This window comes from Shinella sp. JR1-6, assembly GCF_004284735.1.
GTDB lineage: Bacteria > Pseudomonadota > Alphaproteobacteria > Rhizobiales > Rhizobiaceae > Shinella.
In genome coordinates, this window is record NZ_SHMI01000025.1 from 1 (window position 1) to 23,752 (window position 23,752).

Annotated in this window: 26 protein-coding genes; 13 read left to right on the forward strand and 13 right to left on the reverse strand. The window is 63.9% G+C overall.

The window, feature by feature from the left end; all coding sequences use genetic code 11:
- Nucleotides 1-334: 334 nt before the first annotated feature.
- A complete protein-coding gene (locus tag EXZ48_RS27740) occupies nucleotides 335-2,293 on the forward strand; it encodes a M23 family metallopeptidase (protein WP_130519988.1) in 1,959 nt (652 codons plus the stop codon).
- A 97-nt stretch (nucleotides 2,294-2,390) separates the two neighbouring features.
- Here EXZ48_RS27740 and EXZ48_RS27745 read toward each other — a convergent pair whose 3' ends face one another.
- The 5 genes from EXZ48_RS27745 to EXZ48_RS27765 all read right to left on the reverse strand — a co-directional run bounded on the left by EXZ48_RS27745 (nucleotide 2,391) and on the right by EXZ48_RS27765 (nucleotide 6,454).
- On the reverse strand, nucleotides 2,391-2,639 hold the full coding sequence (locus EXZ48_RS27745) for a sulfurtransferase TusA family protein (RefSeq protein WP_050745489.1): 249 nt from the start codon (nucleotides 2,637-2,639) through the stop codon (nucleotides 2,391-2,393).
- Complete coding sequence (locus EXZ48_RS27750; protein WP_130519990.1) at nucleotides 2,636-4,138, reverse strand: murein L,D-transpeptidase family protein; 1,503 nt, start codon at nucleotides 4,136-4,138, stop codon at nucleotides 2,636-2,638. The genes EXZ48_RS27745 and EXZ48_RS27750 overlap by 4 nt, the downstream gene beginning before the upstream one ends.
- 192 nt (nucleotides 4,139-4,330) lie before the next feature.
- Nucleotides 4,331-5,284: an acetyl-CoA carboxylase carboxyltransferase subunit alpha gene (locus tag EXZ48_RS27755; RefSeq protein WP_023515288.1), complete on the reverse strand. Its 954-nt coding sequence runs from the start codon at nucleotides 5,282-5,284 to the stop codon at nucleotides 4,331-4,333.
- Nucleotides 5,285-5,360: 76 nt separating this feature from the next.
- Nucleotides 5,361-6,308, reverse strand: a complete 948-nt coding sequence (gene xerD, locus EXZ48_RS27760; RefSeq protein ID WP_023515287.1) for a site-specific tyrosine recombinase XerD — start codon at nucleotides 6,306-6,308, stop codon at nucleotides 5,361-5,363.
- On the reverse strand, nucleotides 6,305-6,454 hold the full coding sequence (locus EXZ48_RS27765; RefSeq protein ID WP_023515286.1) for a hypothetical protein: 150 nt from the start codon (nucleotides 6,452-6,454) through the stop codon (nucleotides 6,305-6,307). Before EXZ48_RS27765 ends, xerD begins: the two co-directional genes overlap by 4 nt.
- Before the next feature lie 153 nt (nucleotides 6,455-6,607).
- On the opposite strand from EXZ48_RS27765, the gene EXZ48_RS27770 reads away from it, so the two are divergent.
- The 3 genes from EXZ48_RS27770 to EXZ48_RS27780 are packed head-to-tail and all read left to right on the forward strand — an operon-like array spanning nucleotide 6,608 to nucleotide 9,262.
- Entirely contained in the window at nucleotides 6,608-7,201 is a 594-nt protein-coding gene (locus tag EXZ48_RS27770) for a shikimate kinase (protein ID WP_023515285.1), read from the forward strand.
- A gap of 10 nt (nucleotides 7,202-7,211) precedes the next feature.
- Nucleotides 7,212-8,345: a 3-dehydroquinate synthase gene (gene aroB, locus EXZ48_RS27775; RefSeq protein WP_130519992.1), complete on the forward strand. Its 1,134-nt coding sequence runs from the start codon at nucleotides 7,212-7,214 to the stop codon at nucleotides 8,343-8,345.
- The gene (locus EXZ48_RS27780; RefSeq protein ID WP_023515283.1) at nucleotides 8,342-9,262 is read left to right on the forward strand and encodes a transporter associated domain-containing protein; all 921 of its coding nucleotides are present in this window, start codon (nucleotides 8,342-8,344) and stop codon (nucleotides 9,260-9,262) included. The genes aroB and EXZ48_RS27780 overlap by 4 nt, the downstream gene beginning before the upstream one ends.
- Here EXZ48_RS27780 and EXZ48_RS27785 read toward each other — a convergent pair whose 3' ends face one another.
- Nucleotides 9,263-9,544 carry a BolA family transcriptional regulator gene (locus tag EXZ48_RS27785; protein ID WP_023515282.1) on the reverse strand — a complete coding sequence of 94 codons (282 nt, stop codon included), beginning with the start codon at nucleotides 9,542-9,544 and terminating at the stop codon, nucleotides 9,263-9,265.
- A gap of 118 nt (nucleotides 9,545-9,662) precedes the next feature.
- Between EXZ48_RS27785 and EXZ48_RS27790 the strand changes: the two genes are divergently transcribed.
- The 4 genes from EXZ48_RS27790 (at nucleotide 9,663) to EXZ48_RS27805 (ending at nucleotide 14,355) form a co-directional block, all read left to right on the forward strand.
- On the forward strand, nucleotides 9,663-10,286 hold the full coding sequence (locus EXZ48_RS27790) for a DnaJ domain-containing protein (RefSeq protein WP_023515281.1): 624 nt from the start codon (nucleotides 9,663-9,665) through the stop codon (nucleotides 10,284-10,286).
- Between the two features lie 116 nt (nucleotides 10,287-10,402).
- Entirely contained in the window at nucleotides 10,403-11,401 is a 999-nt protein-coding gene (gene cobS / locus EXZ48_RS27795; RefSeq protein WP_023516501.1) for a cobaltochelatase subunit CobS, read from the forward strand.
- Between the two features lie 16 nt (nucleotides 11,402-11,417).
- Entirely contained in the window at nucleotides 11,418-13,319 is a 1,902-nt protein-coding gene (gene cobT / locus EXZ48_RS27800; RefSeq protein WP_037405711.1) for a cobaltochelatase subunit CobT, read from the forward strand.
- A gap of 34 nt (nucleotides 13,320-13,353) precedes the next feature.
- Nucleotides 13,354-14,355 (forward strand): esterase-like activity of phytase family protein, encoded by a 1,002-nt coding sequence (locus EXZ48_RS27805; protein ID WP_245462376.1) that lies wholly within the window; start codon nucleotides 13,354-13,356, stop codon nucleotides 14,353-14,355.
- 58 nt (nucleotides 14,356-14,413) lie between these two features.
- On the opposite strand, the gene EXZ48_RS27810 is transcribed toward EXZ48_RS27805, so the two are convergent.
- Both EXZ48_RS27810 and rpmB read right to left on the reverse strand, forming a co-directional pair.
- Nucleotides 14,414-15,052, reverse strand: coding sequence for a VUT family protein (locus EXZ48_RS27810; protein ID WP_023516504.1), 639 nt, complete (start codon nucleotides 15,050-15,052; stop codon nucleotides 14,414-14,416).
- A 159-nt stretch (nucleotides 15,053-15,211) separates the two neighbouring features.
- Nucleotides 15,212-15,508 (reverse strand): 50S ribosomal protein L28, encoded by a 297-nt coding sequence (rpmB, locus tag EXZ48_RS27815; protein ID WP_024270157.1) that lies wholly within the window; start codon nucleotides 15,506-15,508, stop codon nucleotides 15,212-15,214.
- A gap of 241 nt (nucleotides 15,509-15,749) precedes the next feature.
- Here rpmB and EXZ48_RS27820 point away from each other — a divergent pair, with 241 nt between their 5' ends.
- Together EXZ48_RS27820 and EXZ48_RS27825 are read left to right on the forward strand one after the other, a co-directional pair.
- On the forward strand, nucleotides 15,750-16,541 hold the full coding sequence (locus EXZ48_RS27820; protein WP_371687682.1) for a DUF3108 domain-containing protein: 792 nt from the start codon (nucleotides 15,750-15,752) through the stop codon (nucleotides 16,539-16,541).
- Between the two features lie 36 nt (nucleotides 16,542-16,577).
- On the forward strand, nucleotides 16,578-17,459 hold the full coding sequence (locus tag EXZ48_RS27825) for a DMT family transporter (protein WP_130519994.1): 882 nt from the start codon (nucleotides 16,578-16,580) through the stop codon (nucleotides 17,457-17,459).
- Here the strand turns inward: EXZ48_RS27825 and EXZ48_RS27830 are convergent, their stop codons facing one another.
- The gene (locus EXZ48_RS27830; RefSeq protein WP_023513757.1) at nucleotides 17,460-17,882 is read right to left on the reverse strand and encodes a cupin domain-containing protein; all 423 of its coding nucleotides are present in this window, start codon (nucleotides 17,880-17,882) and stop codon (nucleotides 17,460-17,462) included.
- A complete protein-coding gene (gloB, locus tag EXZ48_RS27835) occupies nucleotides 17,882-18,646 on the reverse strand; it encodes a hydroxyacylglutathione hydrolase (protein WP_130519996.1) in 765 nt (254 codons plus the stop codon). Before gloB ends, EXZ48_RS27830 begins: the two co-directional genes overlap by 1 nt.
- 91 nt (nucleotides 18,647-18,737) lie before the next feature.
- Here gloB and EXZ48_RS27840 point away from each other — a divergent pair, with 91 nt between their 5' ends.
- Nucleotides 18,738-19,487 carry a class I SAM-dependent methyltransferase gene (locus EXZ48_RS27840; RefSeq protein ID WP_050745588.1) on the forward strand — a complete coding sequence of 250 codons (750 nt, stop codon included), beginning with the start codon at nucleotides 18,738-18,740 and terminating at the stop codon, nucleotides 19,485-19,487.
- 64 nt (nucleotides 19,488-19,551) lie between these two features.
- The gene (locus EXZ48_RS27845) at nucleotides 19,552-20,481 is read left to right on the forward strand and encodes a prephenate/arogenate dehydrogenase family protein (RefSeq protein ID WP_050745495.1); all 930 of its coding nucleotides are present in this window, start codon (nucleotides 19,552-19,554) and stop codon (nucleotides 20,479-20,481) included.
- Nucleotides 20,482-20,514: 33 nt separating this feature from the next.
- Here the strand turns inward: EXZ48_RS27845 and EXZ48_RS27850 are convergent, their stop codons facing one another.
- The gene (locus EXZ48_RS27850) at nucleotides 20,515-21,522 is read right to left on the reverse strand and encodes a DUF2125 domain-containing protein (RefSeq protein ID WP_130519998.1); all 1,008 of its coding nucleotides are present in this window, start codon (nucleotides 21,520-21,522) and stop codon (nucleotides 20,515-20,517) included.
- Between the two features lie 85 nt (nucleotides 21,523-21,607).
- Here EXZ48_RS27850 and EXZ48_RS27855 point away from each other — a divergent pair, with 85 nt between their 5' ends.
- Nucleotides 21,608-22,159 carry a gamma-glutamylcyclotransferase gene (locus tag EXZ48_RS27855; RefSeq protein WP_037405721.1) on the forward strand — a complete coding sequence of 184 codons (552 nt, stop codon included), beginning with the start codon at nucleotides 21,608-21,610 and terminating at the stop codon, nucleotides 22,157-22,159.
- Here the strand turns inward: EXZ48_RS27855 and EXZ48_RS27860 are convergent, their stop codons facing one another.
- Nucleotides 22,160-22,951, reverse strand: coding sequence for a 1-acyl-sn-glycerol-3-phosphate acyltransferase (locus tag EXZ48_RS27860; RefSeq protein ID WP_130520000.1), 792 nt, complete (start codon nucleotides 22,949-22,951; stop codon nucleotides 22,160-22,162).
- Between the two features lie 77 nt (nucleotides 22,952-23,028).
- Nucleotides 23,029-23,742, reverse strand: coding sequence for a YdcF family protein (locus tag EXZ48_RS27865; RefSeq protein ID WP_130520002.1), 714 nt, complete (start codon nucleotides 23,740-23,742; stop codon nucleotides 23,029-23,031).
- Nucleotides 23,743-23,752 lie beyond the last annotated feature (10 nt).

A 23,752-nucleotide genomic window follows, 5' to 3' on the forward strand; every position in this document is an offset into this window, starting at 1 on the left:
TCAGGAAACCCTAGAGCGAGTTCGTCGGCCGCCAGAAGCGCCGCCGCTCTCGTTCGATGGCCGGGTTATAGGCCCACACTTTTGAACCGTCAACAGGGCATGTGACAGTTTTTTGAAAAAATCAGCAGAAAGATACGTCCGCCGTGCGATTCTCCCGGATTTTCAGGGTTTTCCGGCGGAAGAAAAGGCGTTTGCCCCGACTTGCCCTCAGATTTTCACATTCCGGCACTCTAGAGGAGGTCACAAGAACGAGCGTGATTTGACTCGCATGCCTTCCTGCGTGCATGGTCCCGCGCTGAAAACAGACCGCGACACAGGGCGAAGCGCAATCGGCATGACCACTGACCGGAACATGATCCGATCCCTCGGCAATGAACCGCCGATTCTCGCCGACGGACGCAAGGCGCCCGACCGCCGGGAAATCTCGCTTCGCTGGCTCTCCGGCACGTTCCTGACCGGTATCACCTCCTCCATCCTGATGGGTGTCGCGCTGTTCGCCGCGCTCGACGGGCGCCAGCAGCTCGCCATTCCAGCCGAGGCCTTTGCGGCCCTCGGCACGGCGAACCAGACCAGCAAGTCCGGCGAAACGGCAAAACGCGGCGAACGCGTGGTCGAGACGGCCATCGTCGCCAAGCCGGCTGACAAGAAGATCATGGAAATCTCCACCGTGATCCATGACGGCGAGAAGGAAGTGGTGCGCCGGCAGCCCTTCGCCCATGTGAAGATGGCGCTCGCCGCGAACCACGCGACGAGTGAGGACTATCCGCGCTTCGACCCGCTCGCGATCTTCTCCACCAATGGCAAGGATGCAGCGCCCGCCTCGCGCATGGGTACGATCTATGGTTCGGATGTCGAATCGGAGGTCGCGCTGCAGACCGACGCCTTTCCGACCGGCGGCTCGGCGCTCGACTATGCCGACCAGATGTCGATCGAGGAGGTCGAGGAGAATGTGCGCACCAACGGCTCGGTGCTGACGGACGGCAGCACGCAGGTCGCCTCCCTCTACTATGTGGATCCGCAGCGCTTCGCCTCGGACTCGTCCGATCTCGACCTCCTGCAGGGCCTGACGGCCCGCATCGTCGAAGAGAACATGAGCGTCTCGACCTTCGATACGCTGACGCCCGACGATACCGAATATGCCGACGACGTCATCCCCGTACGCCGCGCCGCCGATATCGGCGAGATCATGACGGCCGCCGGCTACACGAAGGCCCAGGCCGAAGACCTTTCCGCCTATCTCGAAAGTCCGCTGGGCAGCAAGCAGCTGGCCGAGGGCGACGTGCTGCGCATCTGCATCGTGCAGAAGGGCAAGGAAGCCAGCATCGTGCGCGCCAGCGTCTATTCGCGCGGCCGCCATGTGACGACCGCCGCACTTGACGACCAAGGCCGCTTCGTCAACGGAACGGAGCCGCCGGTGCTCGACGCCGTCGCCACCGCCTTCGACGACGACGACAGGCCCGCCATCATCGCGGGACGCGACCTGCCACGCGTCTATGACGGCATCTATCGCGCCGCGCTTTCCTACGGCATGGGCAAGGACATGACGGCGGAGGTCATCCGTGTCCTTGCCAGCAATGTCGATTTCCAGGCGCAGCTGCGACCGACGGATTCACTCGAAGCCTTTTTCTCCGTCACCGACCAGAACGGCGCGGCCACCGAGGAATCGGAAATCCTCTTCCTCGATGCCAAGTTCGGCGACACGGAAACCCGCGTCTACCGCTTCCAGAACCCGGAAGACGATTCCGTCGACTATTACGACGAGAACGGCAAGAGCATCCGGCAGTTCCTGCTGCGCAACCCGGTCCCGAACGGCACATTCCGCTCCGGCTTCGGTATGCGGCGCCACCCGATCCTCGGCTTTTCGCGCATGCATACCGGTGTCGACTGGTCGGCACCGCGCGGCACGCCCATCATCGCGGCCGGCAACGGTGTCGTCGAGAAGGCAGGCTGGGATTCCGGCGGCTACGGCAACCAGACGCTGATCCGCCATGCCAATGGCTATGTCTCGTCCTACAATCACCAGAACGCCATCGCCAAGGGCATCAAGCCCGGCGTCAAGGTCCGCCAGGGCCAGGTTATCGGCTATGTCGGCTCGACCGGTCTTTCGACCGGCCCACACCTGCATTACGAGATGATCGTCAACGGCAACAAGGTGGACGCGTTGAAGATCCGCCTGCCCGGCGGCAAGTCGCTGGAGGGCAAGGCCCTTACCCAGTTCGAGGTCGAGCGCAAGCGTATCGACGACCTGCTCGGGCGCGGCGACGGATCGACGGAAGTCGCCGAGAGCCATTAAGGCCCGGGGACATCTTGAACGGCCAACGATGTACGGGCGAATGGCACCCGTCATTCGAAACCAGATCAATCGAGCGGAAAAATACGAAGCCGCAGGTTCACGCCTTCTTGCGGATCAGGAAACGGTGCCCCGCTTCGACGCGCTCGCTTGCTTCGAGCGCGTGGCCATCCTCGTGGCAGAAATGGGGAATGTCGATGACGGCCAGCGGGTCGGTGGTCTCCACCCAGAGCACGCTGCCGGCATTCATCGTCGAAAGGCGTTTGCGCGTCTTCATCACCGGCAGTGGGCATTTCAGGCCGCGCAGGTCGTAGACCTCGGCATCGACGCCGGTCCCTGGCGCGGTCATTTCTGCCAGAACTTCCAGAACGGCTTTTCCGCCGCCTTTTCGACGACCTGAACGCTCGGATTTTCTTCCGGCACCGGCAGCGCATCGGCACCGGCAACCGGCTTTTGAACAGGCTGGCCGGTGGTCGCGACGACGGTGGTCTCCGTCTTCCGTACTGCCTGCCGACCCGCATCCTGCTGGCTCTGCTCGGTCACCTCGGCAACAGGCTCAGCCTTGCGCGGCTCGGCCTTGTTGTTCCAGAACTTCCAGAAGGGTTTTACGTCCTTCTTCTCGACGACGGCAACGCCCGGATTTTCTTCCGGCACTGGTAGTGCGCCCGCGCCCCGCGCCTGTTTCTCGGCTTTTTCAGCCGCGACATCGGCAGCGAAGGCTTCCGCTTCCTTGATCTTCGCCTGTTCCGCCGCAAGCTTCGCCTCTTCGGCCTCGCGAACCGCGCGCTCCGCTGCCTCGACCTTGCGCTTTTCGGCCTCTTCGACCTTACGCTTCTGCTCGGCGATTTCGCGGGTGGTCATCAGCTTGCCGGCATCCAGCGAATTGCCGGTCGGCGCATAGGCGAGTTCACGCCCTTTGCGCTGGTCGGCGACGATCGCCTTGCGCTGGGCTTCCGAAGGCTCGACCCAGACCGTGCCGTCATATTTCTGCATGGCCTTGGCATAGGCTGCCGCATAGGTCTTGTTGTAGCTGCCGAGCGCCACTTCAAGGCTCGCCGGCGTCGTCATCGCCGGGCAGGCACCCGCCGGCGAGAAGGCTTTGTCGGCCTGCTGGTTGAAGACGTACTTCTTCTCGCAGACATTGACCTCCGGCGGACGCTTCGTCAGCTCGAAATGGTCGTAACCGACCTTCAACATCTTCCAGAAGTCGATATTCGGATTGTCGCGGTGGCGCGCCATGTTTTCCGCGGTCATGCGGAACGGGAACGCCTGGAGCTGGATCGTCGACTGTCCGCCATTGAAGGCATCACGCGCGAAGGCGAAGATCTCGACCATCTGCTCGTCGGTCATCGAGTAGCAGCCGGACGACGAACAGGCGCCGTGGATCATCAAATGCGTACCGCTCGCCTTGTTGGCGCGGTCAAAGGCATTCGGAAAGCCGGTGTTGATGGCCAGGAAATAGCTCGAGTTCGGGTTCATGTTCGCCTTGGACAGCGGATAGAACCCTTCCGGCGCCTGACGGTCGCCTTCCTTCATCTTTGGCCCGAGTTTGCCCGACCAGGCGCAGATCTTGTAGTTGCGCACCAGCTGGTAGCGGTTCGAGCGGTCGGCCTTCCACAACTCCAGCCGGCCCTCTTCCTTGAAGATGCGCAGCATCATCGGCGAAGACCGGTCGATGTTCATCGAGGAAAGCTTGCCGAGCACCGCCGAGGAAAGCTGGTAGTCGGTCTTCTTGGAAACCTTGGTGATATCGACGTCGACTTTATCGAACGTGTCGAGCGTCTCGTTGGTGCAGCCGGCGGCGGCCACAGCAAGAAGCGATACGGCGGCAAGAGCAGTCAGGCGCATTCCAGAGGTCCGTCAACAATCACGAGATCGCAAGCCGTCGCGCCGGCGGGCGGACGCGCAGTGGTAACCGGCTTATACTTCATAAAGTGTTAACCGGAAATTCTTTTGCGAGGCTGCCGGCACGCCGCACCGTTTCAGACACAAGGATTATGGCCGAGATGGGGCGAAAGCCGCCGATCGGCAAGAATCCGCTCAGAGCTGGCGGCCGATGTTAAGGTAACGCTGGCGGCGATCCTTTCGCAGCTGGTCGCCCGGCTTTGCCGAAAGATCCTTGAGCGCAGCCGCAATGACGTCGCCGGTGCGGGCGATAACACCCTGCGGATCGCGGTGCGCGCCACCAACAGGCTCCTGGATGATCCCGTCAATGATGCCGAAGGTCTTCAAATCCTCGGCGGTGATCTTCATGTTGCTGGCCGCTTCCTTGGCCCGCGTGGAATCACGCCAGAGGATGGAGGCGGCGCCTTCCGGCGAGATCACGCTGTAGATCGCATGTTCGAGCATATAGACGCGGTCGCCGGTGGCGATCGCGATGGCACCGCCCGAACCGCCCTCGCCCAGCACCACCGAAACGATCGGCACGCGGACATTGAGGCACATTTCGGTGGAGCGGGCGATGGCTTCGGCCTGGCCGCGCTCTTCCGCACCGATGCCGGGATAGGCACCCGCCGTGTCGATCAGCGTGATGATCGGCAGGCCGAAGCGGTCTGCCATTTCCATGACGCGGATCGCCTTGCGGTAGCCTTCCGGCCGAGCACTGCCGAAATTGTGCTTGAGGCGCGACTTGGTGTCGTTGCCCTTTTCCTGCCCGATGATGGCGACGGCCTCACCGTTGAAACGACCGAGGCCAGCCTGGATCGCCTCGTCCTCGGCGAACTTGCGGTCGCCGGCAAGCGGGGTGAACTCTTCGAAGAGCTGGGCGGCGAAATCAAGGAAATGCGGGCGCTGGGGATGGCGCGCAACCTGCGTCTTTTGCCAGGGCGTCAGCTTCGCATAGATATCGGCCATCGCCTCCCGGGCGCGCACTTCCAGCCGGCCGACCTCATCCGTCGTGTCGATGCTCTCATCTTCCTCGGCGAGCTTGCGAAGCTCGTGGATCTTGCCTTCGAGATCCGAGATGGGCTTTTCGAAATCGAGGTAGTTGTGCATGAGATGCGTTTCCGATCGTTTGCTCAAACCGCGTCAGGATGCCGTCGGCCAGGGGCCAGTGGCATGAAGAGGGGTCCTAATCCGGTTTTTTTGCCTGTTTGGCAAGGGGGTGATGGGTCTGAACGAGCTGGTGGAGCCGTTCTTCCAGCACATGCGTATAGATTTGTGTCGTCGAAATGTCCTGATGGCCGAGCAGTTCCTGCACCGCGCGCAGGTCCGCGCCGTTCTGCAGGAGATGGCTGGCGAAAGCATGGCGCAACACGTGTGGCGAGAGCGTCGAGGCCCGGATTCCCGCTCGCCCGGCCAGCGCCTTCAGGTCGCGGGCAAACACCTGGCGCGGAAGATGCCCCTCCTTGCTCTTTGCCGGAAACAGGAAGGCGCCCGCAGCCGGATCATCGCCGATATCGGCGGCCAGCGCTTCGCGATAGGTTTCGAGAGCTGCAACGGCGGCGCGCGACAACGGCACCAGCCGCTCCTTGTTGCCCTTGCCCTTGACGATGAGGAAACGACCGGTCTGCGCCAGCACGCTGGCCGGGAGCGAGACGAGCTCGCTGACGCGCAGACCGGTTGCATAAAGAAGCTCCACCAGAAGATGCATGCGGCGGCGCAGCAGAAGCGTGTTGCCCGGCTCCGCCGCCTCGACCTCCGCACGGGCGATCAGGCGGCCGACATCCTCGACACTCAGCGTCTTCGGCAGCGACCGACCCTTGCGGGGTGCGTCGAGAATGCCGGTCGGGTCATCGCCGCGCAGCCCCTCGCCATAAAGGAACTTGAAGAACTGCCGCAGCGCCGAAAGCCGGCGGGCCTGAGAGGACGCCGCAAAGCCCTGCCGGGCGAGATGGGCAAGATAAGCGCGCAAATCATCCGGCGCCGCCTCAACCAGGCGCACGCTCCGCTCGTTGAGGAAGGAACGCGCATCCTCCAGGTCCCGCTCGTAGGATTGCAGCGTGTTCGTCGCCGCGCCGCGTTCGGCGCTCATCATCTCGAGAAAGGACTCGACCTGAAGGGCGGATGGGTCCCTCATTGCTGCGAGTTCACCCGTTCGGAGGGAATGCGGATCGTTACCTCGCGCTCTGTCGGCTCCACGAAGGTCACCAGCGCCACCATCGAGCCATAGATCGAGCCGGCGATCACGGCGCAGAAGAACAGGAATCGGAACAGGGTCGGCATGGCACTCTCCGGGACGATGGTCCCTATATCGCCCCACCATAGGCCGAGTGCAAGGCCGGCCGCGGCCCGGCGCAAGCGATGGATCCGCGCCGAGGCTTGACGCTTCCAGCGCTTTTGTCGATACGGAAAGGGACGAAACCCCGGAAAACGCGAATGACCGAGCTGACCGACCAGCCCCCTCTCACGCTTGCCCCCACGCTTGCCGAGGCGGCCCGCGCCGTGCTCGGCAAGCGTAACCTCGTGCTGATCGGCCTGATGGGCGCCGGCAAGTCGGCGATCGGCCGCATGACCGCGCAAGCGCTCGGCATTCCCTTCATCGACAGCGACCATGAAATTGAGCGCGTCTCGCGCATGTCGATCACCGACCTGTTCGCGGCCTATGGCGAAGCGGAGTTCCGCGCGCTGGAGACCCGCGTCATCAAGCGCCTGCTGCGCTCCGGCCCGCGGGTCGTATCAACCGGCGGCGGCGCCTATATCAATGAGAACACACGCAAGCACATCAAGCGTGGTGGACTCTCGGTCTGGCTGAACGCAGACCTCGACGTCCTCTGGGAGCGCGTCAACAAGCGCGACACCCGCCCGCTGCTGAAAACGGAAAACCCGCGCCAGACGCTCGAAAACCTCATGAACGCCCGCTATCCGATCTATGCGCAGGCCGATCTCACGGTCCTGTCGCGTGATGTGAAGAAGGAAACCATGGTGGAGGAGGTGCTCGCCGCGATCACCGCCGCTGCCAAGAAAGCCTGACGAGATGACAATGACTGCGACTGCACCTGCCAACGCCCGCCGTACCGTCCGGGTCGATCTGGGCGACCGTTCCTATGATATCCTGATTGGCCCCGGCCTCATCGCCGCCGCCGGCCGCGAGATCGCCAGCCGCCTCAAGGGCCGCAAGATCGCCGTCGTCACAGACGCGCATGTCGCCCCCCTCTATCTCGACAATTTCATGGCCGCGCTGAAGGCGGAGGGCATCGAGGCCGTCTCTCTCGTGCTGCCGGCCGGCGAGAAGACGAAGAGCTTCGAACACCTGATCAGCGTCTGCGACAGCGTGCTCGCCGCCCGCATCGAGCGCAACGACGCGGTCGTGGCGCTCGGCGGCGGCGTCATCGGCGACCTCACCGGCTTTGCCGCCGGTATCGCGCGCCGTGGTTCGCGCTTCATTCAGGTTCCGACCTCGCTGCTCGCACAGGTCGATTCCTCCGTCGGCGGCAAGACCGGCATCAACTCGCCACACGGCAAGAACCTCATCGGCATCTTCCACCAACCGGACCTGGTACTCGCCGATACGGATGTACTCGATACGCTGTCCCTGCGTGAATTCCGCGCCGGCTATGCTGAAGTCGCCAAATACGGCCTGATCGACAAACCGGACTTTTTCGCCTGGCTGGAAAAGAGCTGGCGTGCCGTCTTTGCCGGCGGCGAGGCCCGCATCGAGGCGATCGCCACGAGCTGCCAGGCCAAAGCCGACGTCGTTGCCGCGGACGAGCGGGAGAACGGCCAGCGCGCTTTGCTCAATCTCGGCCATACCTTCGGCCATGCGCTGGAGGCGGCGACGCAGTACGATAGCGCCCGCCTCGTACACGGCGAGGGCGTCTCGATCGGCATGGTGCTCGCCTATCAGTTTTCCGCCCGCATGAACCTTGCCAGCCCCGACGACGGCAAGCGTGTGGAGGCACATCTCGCCGACGTTGGCCTGCCGACCGCCATGAACCAGATCGCGGGCGGCCTGCCGCCGGCGGACGTGCTGATGGACGCCATCGCCCAGGACAAGAAGGTCAAGGGCGGCAAGCTCACCTTCATCCTGACGCGCGGCGTCGGCCAGTCCTTCGTCGCCGACGACGTGCCGCAATCCGAGGTCATCGCTTTCCTCAAGGAAAAGCTGCCGAAATGAACAGCGACACGCCCGCCGCGCTCGCTCCCGTCTCCTGGCCGCTGGTCATTCTGCTGCTCGGCCTCATTGTTCTCGTTGTGGTTCTTTTCCGCTGGCGCCGTTCGATCGCCGCGCTCTGGCGCAGACATCAGGACGCGCGCGAAGCGGAGGGAGACCGCCGGAACGGCCAGTCTGCCCGCGACGGCGCGGCGGCAAAGTCCGACCGGGAAAAATCCTCCGGCATGCTCGACCTCGATGCGCTCGAGGTCTCCGACATCATGGTCCATCGCACGACGATGCGGGCGCTGAACGCCGGCGATCCGCCGGAGGAGATCGTCAAGGCCGTGCTGGAAAGCCCTTATACGCGCATGCCGCTCTGGGCGGGCTCCGTCGACAACATCGTCGGCGTCGTGCACGCCAAGGATCTTTTGCGCGCGCTGGCGGAGCCGGGTATTGAGCCGAAGAACCTCGACATCACCCGGGTGGCGCAAAAACCCTGGTTCGTGCCCGACACAACGACGCTCAAGGAGCAGCTTGCCGCATTCCTGCGCCGCAAGGAGCATTTCGCGACGGTCGTCGACGAATATGGCGAGGTGCAGGGCCTCGTCACCCTGCAAGATATTCTGAAGGAAATTGTCGGTGATATCTCCGACGAGAAGGATGTCGACATGCAGGGCGTGCGGCAGGAGGCGGACGGTTCGCTCGTCGTCGACGGCGGCGTGACGATCCGCGACCTCAACCGCGCCTTCGACTGGAACCTCCCCGACGAGGAAGCAACGACCATTGCCGGCCTCGTCATTCACGAATCGAAATCGATCCCGGAAGAGCGCCAGGCCTTCACCTTCTACGGCAAGCGCTTCATCGTCATGAAGCGGGTGAAGAACCGCATCACCAAGCTGCGCGTCCGCCCGGTCGAGCCGGAAGCGCCGCGGACCTGATCACCAGCGGGTTGCCTCCCCAGGTGCCGCCGCCTCGACGGCCAGGGCATGCAGGCCCGCATCGAACTCCGCCTTCACCAGATCGTTGATCGCCCGGTGGCGCGCCACGCGGCTCATGCCGGCAAAGGCGGAAGCGACGATGCGCACGCGCATATGCGTCTCCCCCTCGCCGTTGAAATCCGGCTGGTGGCCGGCATGCAGGTGGCTCTCGTTGAGGACGTCGAGCCGCTCCGGCGCGAAGGCGGCGGTCAGCTTTTCGGTGATGCTGGACTTCATGGACATGGCAGACCTTGGGCGGCGGAAACCGTGCGCCGCAATGCACAAAATGGTTCCACAAAGCCAGCAACAATCCGCTTTGTCAATTCTTGTTGCAGGCCATCCTGAACCCCATAATGGGGCCATGAAACTCGATTCCAAATACTTCGACCGCATCCGCACGAAGCGGCGCATGGAGCGTCCGGAACGTTCCGCGCCGACCTGTCAGTGGGATGGCTGCGAAGAGAATGCCGTGCATCGCGCGCCCGTCGGCCGCAATGCCGAAGGCCAGTATTTCATGTTCTGCTTCGAGCACGTCAAGGAATACAACAAGGGTTACAATTACTTCTCCGGCCTCTCCGACGGCGAGATCGCCCGCTACCAGAAGGAGGCGATCACCGGTCACCGTCCGACCTGGACGATCGGCGTCAACAAGGCCGCCAAGAACGGCCCCGCGCAGGGCACGGCACGCTCGGGTTCCGCCGGGGCAAATCAGCGCATCCGCGACCCCTTCGGCTTTTTCCCCGAAGGCAAAGGCCGCCGGCCGCAGATGGAGCCGCGCGCGAGAAAGCTGAAAACGCTGGAGGCGAAGGCCTATGATACACTCGGTCTTTCCGCCGATGCGACAGCACAGGATATCAAGACCGCCTACAAAGCCCTTGTCAAAAAGCATCACCCCGATGCAAATGGCGGAGATAGAGGCTCGGAAGAGCGTTTTCGCGCGGTCATCCAAGCATATCAATTGTTAAAGCAGGCCGGCTTCTGCTAGAGCATTTTGCGGCCGGACGGAATCGCCCGGTTTCGCACGATGCTATCAGGCAAAGGCGCAGTCGGCGTGCACTAGGATATTGGGGTGGAGGCAAACCCACCGCCCGCGGAGACGTGATGAGCAAGATGGATCTCGATATTTCCAACCTCCCCGATACCACGGTATCCGTTCGGGAGGTTTTCGGCATTGATACGGACCTCAAGGTCCCGGCCTACTCCAAGGCGGACGCTTACGTACCGGACCTCGACCCGGACTACCTGTTCGACCGGGAAACCACCCTCGCCATTCTCGCGGGCTTCGCGCACAATCGCCGCGTCATGGTCTCCGGCTACCACGGCACTGGCAAGTCGACCCATATCGAGCAGGTCGCCGCGCGCCTCAACTGGCCGTGCGTGCGCGTCAACCTCGACAGCCATGTCAGCCGTATCGACCTCGTCGGCAAGGACGCGATCGTCGTCAAGGACGGCTTGCAGGTTACCGAATTCAAGGACGGCATCCTGCCCTGGGCCTACCAGCACAATGTCGCGCTCGTCTTCGACGAATACGACGCCGGCCGCCCGGATGTGATGTTCGTCATCCAGCGCGTGCTGGAATCCGCCGGCCGCCTGACCCTGCTCGACCAGAGCCGCGTCATCCGCCCGCACCCCGCCTTCCGCCTGTTCGCGACGGCCAACACGGTCGGCCTCGGCGATACGACGGGCCTCTATCACGGCACGCAGCAGATCAACCAGGCACAGATGGACCGCTGGTCGATCGTTACCACGCTGAACTACCTGCCGCACGATCACGAAGTCAGCATCGTCGCCGCCAAGGTAAAGCGCCTGGCCGCCGGCAAGGACGGCCGCGACACGATCTCGCGCATGGTTCGCGTTGCCGATCTCACCCGCGCCGCCTTTATCAACGGCGACCTCTCGACCGTGATGAGCCCGCGTACGGTCATCACCTGGGGTGAAAACGCCGAGATCTTCGGTGATCTCGCCTTCGCCTTCCGTGTCACCTTCCTCAACAAGTGTGACGAGCTGGAACGGACGCTGGTCGCGGAACTCTATCAGCGCGCCTTCGGTGTGGAGCTGAAGGAAAGTGCCGCCAACATCGTGCTGGAGGCGACGGCCTAGGGCCCGGTAGAAGCGCATGGCAGCTCGCGGAGACAATTCGAAGCCGAGGCCCGGCGGCGTGGTCGACATGGAGCCGTTCCGCCGCGCCGTGAGCGGTTGCGTCCGCGCCGTCTCCGGCGATGGCGAGGTGGAGGTCACCTTCGCCAACGAGCGACCCGGAATGACTGGCGAGCGCATTCGCCTGCCGGAACTGACGAAACGCCCCTCGCCCACCGAAGTCGCGATCACCCGCGGCCTCGGTGATTCGATGGCGCTGCGCAAGGCCTGCCACGACGCTCGCATCCACGCCACCATGTCGCCGCAGGGTGCCGACGCCCGCGCGATCTTCGACGCGGTCGAACAGGCACGCGTCGAGGCCATCGGCTCCAACCGCATGCCGGGCATGGCGCAGAACCTCACCACCATGCTGACGGAGAAATACGCCAAGGCGAATTTCGGCGCGATCACCCGTCAGGCAGATGCGCCCCTCGAAGAGGCCGTCGCGCTCATTGTGCGTGAAAAACTCACGGGCCAGGCCCCGCCTGCCTCCGCCGGCAAGGTGCTGGACCTCTGGCGCGACTTCATCACCGACAAGGCCGGCAAGGACATGGACGGCCTGACCGCCGCCATCAACGACCAGCAGGCCTTTTCCCGCGTGGTGCGCAACATGCTCGCCTCGATGAACGTCGCCGAACAGTATGGCGAGGACGAAACCGAGCCCGACGATTCGGAGACGCCCGAGGACGAGAATCAGCCGCGCAGCGACGAACAGGAAGACAACGAGAGCCAGGAAGACGCTGGCGACGACGCCGCACCTGCCGACGAGAACGAGACGTCCGACGAGCAGATGGACGAAGGCGAGATGGACGGCGCGGAAATCTCCGACGACGACCTCGTCGATGACGACGGCGACGACAGCGAAACGCCGGGCGAGGTCCGCCGCCCGAACCATCCCTTTACCGACTTCAACGAGAAGGTCGACTATTCGGTCTTCACACAGGAATTCGACGAGACGATCACCGCGGAGGAACTCTGCGACGAGGCCGAACTCGACCGCCTGCGCGCCTTCCTCGACAAACAGCTTGCCCACCTTCAGGGCGCGGTCGGCCGCCTCGCCAACCGCCTGCAGCGCCGCTTGATGGCGCAGCAGAACCGCGCCTGGGAGTTCGACCTCGAGGAGGGCTACCTCGACAGCGCCCGCCTGCAACGCATCATCATCGATCCGATGCAGCCGCTCTCGTTCAAGCGTGAGAAGGACACCACCTTCCGCGATACGGTCGTGACGCTCCTCATCGACAATTCCGGCTCGATGCGCGGCCGGCCGATCACCGTCGCTGCCACCTGCGCCGACATCCTGGCCCGCACGCTGGAGCGCTGCGGCGTGAAGGTCGAGATCCTCGGCTTCACCACCAAGGCGTGGAAGGGCGGCCAGTCACGCGAGAAATGGCTCGGCAGCGGCAAGCCGCAATCGCCCGGCCGCCTCAACGACCTGCGCCACATCGTCTACAAGGGCGCCGACGCCCCCTGGCGCCGTGCAAGGCGCAATCTCGGCCTGATGATGCGCGAAGGCCTGCTGAAGGAAAACATCGACGGCGAGGCGCTGATCTGGGCACACGATCGCCTGCTCGCCCGCCCCGAGCAGCGCCGTATCCTGATGATGATCTCGGATGGTGCGCCGGTCGATGATTCGACACTTTCGGTGAACCCCGGCAATTATCTGGAGCGGCACCTGCGCGCCGTCATTGACCAGATCGAGACCCGCTCGCCGGTCGAACTTCTCGCCATCGGCATCGGCCACGACGTGACACGCTACTATCGCCGCGCCGTGACGATCGTCGATGCCGACGAACTGGCTGGCGCCATGACGGAACAGCTCGCCTCGCTCTTCGCCGACGAGGCCACCAGCCGACGCCCTGCCGGCCGCCGCCGTGCCGGCTGAAGCAGCGGCGCAGCGGCGGCGTAACGGAGGCCTTTTGCGAGGCCTCCAACTCCTCTCCGCCACCATCGCGCTTTCGCTGCCGTTGCCGAAGGCTGCAACGGCGGAGGCCGTCGAGCTTCCGGTCACCAGCAACACCATCACACATTTCACCTTCAGCTCTGACCAACGCACCTTCGGCAAGCTCGAATTCCTCGGCGGCATCAGCTATTCGTCCAGCAATCCCCTGCTTGGCGCGGTCTCGGCGATCCGCTTTCGCCCCGACCGCCAGGATTTCGTCGCCGTGCTTGATACCGGCCACTGGCTCACCGGCCGCATCAAGCGGGACGCTGAAGGCCGGTTGAGCGGTCTTGCCGATCTCAAGGCCCGTTCGATGCTCAACGACAAGGGCCAGGACGAGAACGTCAAGTACCAGATGGACGCCGAAGGCCTTGCCCTCGGCAAGGGTGAGGTACTGGTGAGCTTCGAGAACCTCCACCGGATAGATACCTACCCCGATCCGGGCTTCATGGAGGAAAGGCCTGCACGCCGCCTCGCCCTGCCCTTTCCCCTGCGCGAGCTGCGCAGCAACCGCGGCATGGAAACGCTGGCAATGTCGCCGGAGGCGGGGCCGCTCGGTGCGGTACCGGTCACCGTCACGGAACGCAGCCTCGACGCCGATGGGAACGTCTTCGCCGCCGTACTCGGCGGCCCTCGCGCCGGTATCTTCGCGGTCACCCGCAACGACCCGTGGGACATCACCGACGGCGCCTTCCTGCCGAATGGCGACCTCCTGTTGCTGGAGCGCCGCTTCCGCCTCTCCGACGGCATCGGCATGCGCATCCGCCGGATCGAGGGTCAAAAGATCCGCCCCGGCGCCGTGGTCGATGGCGATGTGCTGATCGACGTCGATCTCAGCCACCAGATCGACAACATGGAAGGACTGGACGTCATCGCCATGGCGGATGATGACATCCGCATCATCGTCGTTTCCGACGACAACCACTCCATTCTCCAGCGCAACCTCATGCTGGAGTTCCGCCTGCTTCCGGAAAAGTAAAAAGCCGCCCTGCAAAAAACGCCGGACGGCTCTTCTTCATTCACCATTTCCACTCGTCTCAGGTGGTCTTTTCGACACCCGGCATCGGCTTCAGCCTGCTCATCAGCGCGCCATAGGGCAGCAGCATGGCGATACCGACCAGCATCTTTACCGTAAAGTCCCCGAACGCCCAGGATACCCAGCGCGGAGCTTCCGCGGTGAGAACACCCAGTACCGGCGCCCATTCGATGGCAAAGGCATCGTTCGGTCCGAAGATGGAAAAGGCCGGCGCGAAGGCGAGGGAAAAGAACAGGATCGTATCCAGCAGCGAGCCGATCAGCGAAGCGATCAGCGGCGCGCGCCACCAGGCCTGCCGGCGGAGCTGGTTGAAGACGGAGATGTCGAGCAACTGGCCGAACAGGAAAGCCGAACCGGACGCGATCGCGATACGCGGCGAGGCGACCGCGAAGGAGAACACCACTGCCACGAGGAAACCGGCCGCAACGACACGGCGCGCGACACGCGGCCCGAACTGGCGGTTGGTGAGGTCCGTGATGAGGAAGGCGACCGGATAGGTGAAGGCGCCATAGGTCAGGAGATCGCCGAGGGCGATGCCGAACAGTTCGCCTGAGAGCGGGTACTGCACGAGCACGTTTGACGCGACGACGACGGCCGTCATCAGGAGGACATAGAGAATCGTAATGCGGTTCGCTTGCATTTTTTTACCCTGGGTGATGCCACCAGCTGGAGTGAATAAAGCAATTCCAGGAGTTGCGTCCGGAATTGCGCTTTTTGCGCCACGCTATGCACACAGCATTGAGGCCTGGCCGGAACCCGGTCAAGCCTCAATAAAAGCAGCGCAGCTTAGGGCCTGAAATCAGGCAGCGACAGCAGCAGCGGTCTTCTTGGCGATCTGGCGGCGCAGCAGACGAGCGCGCATCGACAGTTCATTCTCTTCAGCCTTCAGAAGGAAGGCGTCGAGGCCACCGCGGTGCTCGACCGAGCGGAGGGCAGCAGCGGAAACGCGAAGACGGAAACGCTGGCCGAGGGCATCGGAAATCAGCGTGACATTGCACAGGTTCGGCAGGAACTTGCGCTTCGTCTTGTTGTTTGCGTGGCTCACATTGTTGCCCGACTGGACGCCCTTGCCGGTCAATTCGCAACTACGGGACATGGTACACCTATTTTTCTTGGTTCAGGACAATACGTTTCCGGCACCGAAACCGGCCGCAGTCCGTCTGGCCTTTTTGGAAAGTTGCGGTTCTATAGTCACACGCGACGCCGACGTCAAGCCAAACCTGCCGTTCATCGGGAATTCAGTTGCCAAGGGCCATGATTTGCAGGCAAGAGCAAATGGATCGGGCTTTTGCCACGGCGTAGAATCGCCGCAATGGCAGACTAGGCGGAGCGTCTCAATGGGAGTCGTGAAGATGAACGGGCGGGTTTGGGTTGCAGGCGCAGTCATGTCGGTTGCCCTGGCGGGTAGCGCGACGCCGCTTTCCTCGGCGGAAATCGAGCACCGCACGGATTACAGCATCCGCCTGTCCGGCCTGCCTGTGGCCACCGCCACCTTCCGCTCGGCATTCAACGGCAACCGCTACACGATTTCCGGCAGCATGCAATCGGCCGGCCTTGCCGATATCTTCTCGAGCACCAAGGGTACGACATCGGTTTCCGGCACCGTCAGCCGCGGCCGGCTGCACGCCACGAACTATTCGGTGAACTACAAGAGCGGCAAGCGCAGCCGCGCCATCGACGTGACCTTCCACAACGGCAATGTCATCACCGCCAGCATGACGCCGCCGCGGCGCAAGCCGAAGAACTGGGTGCCCGTCTCCACCGCCGACATGCGCGCCGTGCTCGACCCGATCTCTGGCCTCATCATCCCGGAAGGAAGCCGTGTCTGCCCGAAGACGTTGCCGATCTTCGACGGCGAGAGCCGCCTCGACCTGAAGCTGAGCTCCAAGGGCACCAAGCCCTATTCCACCAAGGGCTTCGAGGGAGAGGTCGTCGTCTGCGGCATCCGCTTCGTCCCGAAATCCGGCTACAAGAAGGGCCGCGACGATGTGGAATATCTGCGCAAGCTGAAGACGATGGAAATCTGGTTTGCCAAGGCCGAGGGAGCGAAGGTATATGCTCCGGTCTATGTGCAGATTCCGACCAAGCTCGGCCCTGTCACCGTCTCGGCCACGCGCTTCGGCGGTTGACACATGGCTCCGGTCGGACGACCGGAGTGATCGGCCTTGAAGACGCGTGCAACCCTGATTGGCTTTTCGGCGATCCTGATGTGGTCGCTGCTCGCGCTCTTCACCGCGGCCTCCGGCAAGATGCCACCTTTCCAGCTCTCGGCCGTCTGCTTCCTCATCGGAAGCCTACCCGGCATCCTCGTGCTCATCGCCCGGCCGGAGCGCGCCAGGCTGCTTCGGCAGCCGGCGAAGGTCTGGATCACGGGCATCCTCGGCCTCTTCGGCTATCACTTCCTTTATTTCACCGCGCTGCGCAACGCGCCGGCCGTGGAAGCCGGCCTCATCGCCTATCTCTGGCCGCTCCTCATCGTCGTCGGCTCGGCGCTGCTGCCGGGTGAAAAGCTGAAGTGGAACCATGTCGTCGGCGCGTTTCTCGGCCTCGGCGGCACGGTGCTCATCGTCGGCCGCAACGGCTTCGCCTTCGACGAGGCTTACCTCATCGGCTATGGAGCAGCCTTTCTCTGTGCCTTCACCTGGTCGGGCTACTCGCTGCTCACCCGCCGCTTCGAGGCGGTCTCGACGGATGTGGTAACCGGCTTCTGCCTCGCAACCGCCCTTCTTTCGCTTCTCTGCCACCTGATGCTGGAAACCACCGTCTGGCCGCAGACAGGCTTCGAATGGCTCGCCATCGCCGGGCTCGGCCTGCTGCCGGTCGGCGCGGCCTTCTATGCCTGGGATTTCGGCGTCAAGAACGGCGACATCCAGATCCTCGGGGCCGCAAGCTATGCCGCACCGCTGCTCTCGACGCTCGTGCTGATTCTCAGCGGCTTTGCCGAACCATCCTGGCGCATCGGCCTTGCCTGCCTGCTGGTGACGGGCGGTGCCATCCTCGCCGCCAAGGACATGATCTTCCGCAAGACCGCAGCAAGCCCGGCCTGATCAGGCACCCGGCTCCCAGCCGGCAGGCGCCATCTCGAAGGATGAGAAGAGGAAGCCCGGCGAGACCGTGCAGCCAACCAGCGTCCAGTCGCCGAGCGGCTCGGCGGATTGCCACCAGTTCGCCGGCACGATGATCTGCGGCCGCTCACCGGCCGCAAGATCCGGCCCGAGCACCTGAGCCTCCGCCCGCTCCATACCGTCGCTCACCGAAAGCGCCAGCGGCCCACCGGCATAATGGTGCCAGACCTCGACCGCATCCACCACCCGATGCCAGTGCGAGCGCTCACCCCGCTCCAGGAGGTAGTAGATCGCCGTCGAATGCCCGCGCGTGCCACCCGCTGTGTCGCGAAAGGTCTGCACATACCAGCCGCCTTCCGGATGGCGCTCCATGCCGAGCCGGGCAATGATATCCTGCGGCGTCATCAGAACCGGTCCTTGCGCGCACGGATTTCCGCAAAGACCTCGGCGTCACGCGCTTCCGCCATGCCGAGATGGCGGCGGATCGAGGGTTCGGCAGCCCTCAGGAAGGGATTGGTTGCCTTTTCAAGGCCGATGGTCGTCGGCGCGGTAAAGCCGCCAGCCGCCCTGATCGCCTCGATTTCCGCCACGCGGCTTGCAAGCACGGCATTGTCCGGATCGACGGTCCTGGCAAAACGCGCATTGGAGAGCGTGTATTCATGGCCGAAATAGACGGTCGTTTCGTCCGGCAGCACGGCGAGCTTGGACAGCGAGTCCCACATCTGCGCCGGCGTGCCCTCGAAGAGCCGGCCGCAGCCGAGCGCGAAAAGCGTGTCAGCCGCAAAGAGCAGCTTTTCCGCCGGCAGATGGAAACAGATATGTCCTGCCGTATGCCCCGGCGTCAGGATGACCTCGACCCGCCGGCCGGCGAAGTCAAAACTGTCGCCACCATCCACCTTGCGATCGATACCCGGGATCGTCTCGCGCACCGGACCGATGATCGTCACACCGAAACGCTCCTTCAGCGCAAGATTGGCTTCGACATGGTCGTTGTGATGGTGCGTCGTAAAAATGTGGCTGAGCGCCCAGCCGCGGCGGGCGAGCGCGTCGAGGATCGGCTTTTCCTCCGGTGCGTCGATGCTCGCGGTTGCCCCCGTTGCCGGATCATGCAGCAGCACGCCGAAATTGTCGCTGCGGCAGGGAAAGAGGTCTATTTCCAGCGGGATCATGATGCATTCCTCATCGCATTGGCAGAGCGGTCGGCGGGAATGTAAGGCAATCGGCCTTGAAGTCCACCGGCCCATCGCGCACATTCAGGTCATGCATGCCGATATTGTCGACCTTCGCGAATTCTACCACTCGCCGCTCGGGCGCCTCGCCGATCATTCGATCGCGATGGCACTCGCTTCGCTCTGGGCGCGCCTGCCGGACGAACGGCTGGTCGGGCTCGGCTATGCCGTGCCCTATTTGGAACGGTTCCGCGCCGATACGGAGCGCACCTTCGCCTTCATGCCGGCGGGCCAGGGTGCGGTGAACTGGCCGCCGAGTGAGCTCTCCTCCACGGCCCTGGTCTTCGACGAAGAACTGCCACTGCCGGACGCTTCGGTCGATCGCGTTCTGATGGTGCATTCGCTGGAGTTTGCGGAAAACCCGCGCGAGACGATGAAGGAACTCTGGCGCGTGCTGGCCCCCGGCGGGCGGCTCGTCATCGTCGTGCCGAACCGGCGTGGCGTCTGGGCACGCATGGAGCACACACCCTTCGGCTCCGGCCGGCCCTATTCGCGCCGCCAACTGACCGCGCTGTTGCGCGAGACCAACTTCACACCCGGCGCCTCGGCCGAGGCGCTGTTCTTTCCGCCTTCCAAACTGCGCAGCGTGCAGAAATTACGAGGCGCCTTCGAGCGGCTAGGCCGAACGCTCTGGCCGATGTTTTCCGGCGTCATCATCGTCGAGGCCCAGAAGCGACTCTACCAGGGCTTGCCCGTTGCCGCACGCGCCTCACGCCGCGTCTTCGTGCCCGTACTCGCCCCACACGGCGTGCCGACGACGCGCGAGCGCGCGCAACGCTGATCCCCTCGACAAATGCCGGCCCGCCCGCTAGAGCGGGCCCACGCGGAAACGAAGGGCGAAGGGCATGACGGACGGACATTTCGACAAGATCGCGCTGATCGGCATCGGCCTCATCGGCTCTTCCATCGCCCGCGCCGTCAAGGCGAAGGGCCTTGCCAAGACCGTCACCATTTCGAGCCGCAGCCAGGAGACGCTCGACCGCGCCCGCGAACTCGAGCTCGGCACCGATTACGTCCATGACGCCGGCAAGGCCGTCGAAGACGCCGATCTCGTCATCGTGTCGGTGCCCGTCGGCGCCTCCGGCAAGGTCGCGGAGGACATCGCTCCTCACCTGAAGTCCGGCGCCATCGTCACCGATGTCGGCTCCACCAAGGCCTCGGTCGTCGCACAGATGCTGCCGCACATGCCGAAGAACGTACATTTCATCCCCGGCCACCCGCTGGCAGGCACCGAGCATTCCGGTCCGGACGCCGGCTTTGCCGAACTCTTCCAGAACCGCTGGTGCATCCTCACGCCCGTGCACGGCACAGACAAGGAAGCCAAGCGCCGGCTCGCCGCCTTCTGGGAAGCCCTCGGCTCGAAGGTCGATGAAATGGATACGGAGCATCACGACAAGGTGCTCGCCATCGTCTCGCACCTGCCGCATATCATCGCCTACAACATCGTCGGCACAGCCGACGACCTCGAGACCGTGACGGAATCGGAAGTCATCAAATACTCGGCCTCGGGCTTCCGCGATTTCACCCGCCTCGCCGCCTCGGATCCGACCATGTGGCGGGACGTCTGCCTGCATAACAAGGACGCGATCCTTGAAATGCTGGCGCGTTTTTCCGAGGACCTCGCCTATCTGCAGCGCGCCATTCGCTGGGGCGACGGCGAAAAGCTCTTCGACCTGTTCACGCGCACCCGCGCCATCCGCCGCTCGATCATCGATGCGGGCCAGGACACATCCGCACCGAACTTCGGCCGGCCGGTCGCCGACAAGAAGGGCTGAGCATTTTCCGCGGGATCCCGCCGGAACGAGGCGTCAGACCGGCGGGATGAAGGCGATCGGGAAGAGGCCAAGATAAACGGTCCCTTCCTGCACATTGAGTTTTACCACGGCCCGGTCGCCACCCTTCGAGAGGCCTTCGATCACCTGTGCGACCTGCGTCGCCGTTTCCGCGATCTCCGGAAAGGCCTCGGAAATCCGGTCGCGCCAGACCGTGATGCCGGCAATGTCGAGATCGAGCGTACCCGAGAGATACCCATCGTCGCCCACCCTGAGCGGGCCGGAAAGGCTCGCCACCTTGCCGTCACCGAGGTCGAGCGACAGGCGGCGCAGCTCCACATTCGCGCCGAGCGGCGCACCAGCCGGCGGCCCTTCGGCGGAAATCCATGTCGCCGCATCGGCAATCGTCATGTCGGCCGCAACATCAAGCGGCGGCAGCACCCTGTCGCCAAGATCGAGCGAGAGCGCGTCGAAGGAGGCGGCGACATCGAGCGCACCGCCCGACTGGCGGATGTGCTTTTCGCCGTGGGCAGCCGTCACGCCAAGCGACACGGCCTCCGAGGGCACGTTGAGCCGGCCCTTCAGCCCGTCATAGGCGACCGAGGCGCGATCGAGCCCGTTCGTCCAGGCAGTGCCGCTTGCCCGCATGAGGTCCCAGTTTGCGTCGAAGACGAGATCGGGCGTCACGCGCACCTGCGCCGGCCCGTCGAGCTCGACGACCGCATGGCCGGGGCGATAGACCTGCGCAGCCGAGCGAAGTGCGCCGAAGGTCGCCGAAAGACCCGCCGGGCGATCGTCGATACCGACCGCGTCGCAGAACAGGCCGATGCGGAACGGGAAGCCGCGGACGGAAAGGTTGCTGCACGAGGCCGAATGCATGCCCTGTGAGGATGCAGTGAGCTGCCGATCCAGCGTGTCCTTCAACCAGCTTGCGGCGTAGAACCATCCGCCCGTATAGAGCGCGACGACGAGAACGACGGCAACGGCGAGCCGGACGAGTTTGCGCGTGACGCCGGATGTGCCGGCGTGGCTTGACGATGCCATGCTGTTCTCCAATGGTGGCGGACATGATTTGCCCGCAAGCGCGTCAAAGCCGGCAATTGCGGCGGCTTTTTGAGAGATGGTCCAGGTGACGGTGGATATGAACGAATTCTGGGTTTTTGGCTACGGTTCGCTGATGTGGAATCCGGGCTTCGAATTCGAGGAACAGCAGCCGGCCCATCTCTTCGGCTTCCGCCGTTCGCTCTGCGTGCGCTCCTGGGTCCATCGCGGCACCGAGGCCAAGCCCGGCCTCGTGCTGGGCCTCGATCGCGGCGGCTCCTGCCGCGGCGTCGCCTTCCGCATTGCCCCCGCAAGCCAGGAGGCCGTGGTCGATTACCTGCGCGAGCGGGAACTGGTGACCCATGTCTACAAGGAGCGCACACTTGCCGCGACGCTGGGCGACGGCCGGCGCGTCTCGACGCTCGCTTACATCTGCGACCGTGCCCATCACCAGTTCGCCGGCTCGCTCTCCATCGAGGAGGCGGCGACGACCGTCAGCGCTGCCATCGGCAAGTCCGGCCACAACATCGACTATGTGCGCAACACGCTGACGCATCTGCGCGCCATGGGTATCCGCGACCATTGGCTGGAGGACGTCGGCCGCACCGCGGAAAACCTCCACACGCAAGGCCCCGCCTGATCAGGCGGTGTGCGCCTTCAGCTCCGCCAGCCGCTGCTCGGCCGTCGGCGGCAGGGGCAGGTTTGGATTTGCCGCGACGGTTTCCACCAGCAGCCGGTCGCTCGCCGTCTCCATCACCTCGACGAGATGGGCGAGAAAGGCATCGGGATCCATGCCCGGCGCGATCGCCGGCAGGATACGCACCTTGAAGTGGCCGGGATAACGGATGAACTTGCGGCGCGGCCAGAACAGGCCCGGATGCATGACGACGGGCACGACAGGCACCTGCAGATCCCGGTAGAGGCGAGCGATGCCGTATTTGTATTCCGGTGTCGCGCCCGGTGGGCGACGGGTGCCTTCCGGATAGATGATGAGCTGGCGGCCGGAATTCATCTCTTCCTTGGTGCGCTGCATGACGGCGGCCATGACCTTGCCACGCGCACTGCGATCGACCGGCACCATGCGCTGCTTCTTCAGATACCAGCCGAAGAGCGGAATCCAGGTCAGCTCGCGCTTGAGGATGTAGAAGGGATCGTCGAGCCAGGGCAGCAGCGCATAGGCATCCCAGAAGGACTGATGCTTCGGTGCGAAGATGTAACCGCCATCGGCCGGGATGTTCTCCAATCCTTCGATCTCGAACGTCGTGCCGACGACTTTGTCGAAGAGCCAGTGATTGCTCCTCGCCCAGTTCTTGGCGACGCCATAGGCCTTTTTGCGCGGCAGCAGGAAATAGGCCGGCGTCATGATGATCATCTGTAAGATGAGGTTCAGGTAGAAGAGGGTATTGAAGAGGACGGAACGGAAAGCGATCATCGGGCAGCCTGTCAGCGGGACGCGTTCCTTCGCCCTACACGATATTCAAAGACGGGGAAACTCCCGTTGCAGCGATCTCAACCACCGGAAAGGCCCGCCATGTCACCACGAAGGCCGGACCAGTTGCCCGCCCCTGCAAAGGCACGGATATGCGCGAGGCTGTACTTGAGGTACTCCGACAACATCGCCTTCACGACGCCCGGCTGGCGCAGCCAGTTGCCGTTCTTCAGGTCCGAATTGACGACCGGATAGGCGATGAACTCCGTTCGGGGATCGATGACCTTCAACTCCAGCAGGCTGCGCGGCATATGGTAGTTGTTGGTGACGACGAGCACGCGGCGGAACTGGTGATCGCTGATCCAGCGCGCCGTCTCGTTGGCGTTGCCGATCGTATCCACCGCCTCGTAGCCCATGTCGACGCAGCATTCGAAAAGCGCCGACGAGCTCTGGGTGAGTTTGCGGATCTGGTTGCCGCTGGTGGCAGGGTTGACGCCGGAGATCAGCAGCCGCTGCCCGGCTCCCTGCTTGAGCAGGCCGATTGCCCGGTCGATACGCTGGTAGCCGCCGGTCAACACCACGATAGCATCGGCCTTCGGATCGCTCGGCGCTTCCAGCGCAGCGACGGTTTCGGCAAAATAGAGGAAGCCGCCGGTACCCGCCGCGGCGGCAAGCAGGATGAGTGCGAGCAGCGCACGCACGGCAAGGCGGACGGGACCCTTGCGCCGCCGCCCCTCCCCCTCAGACCGGACGCCCTGCGGCAGACCCGGTTTTGCCCGTTCAAGCGCGTTCATGATTCCGTCC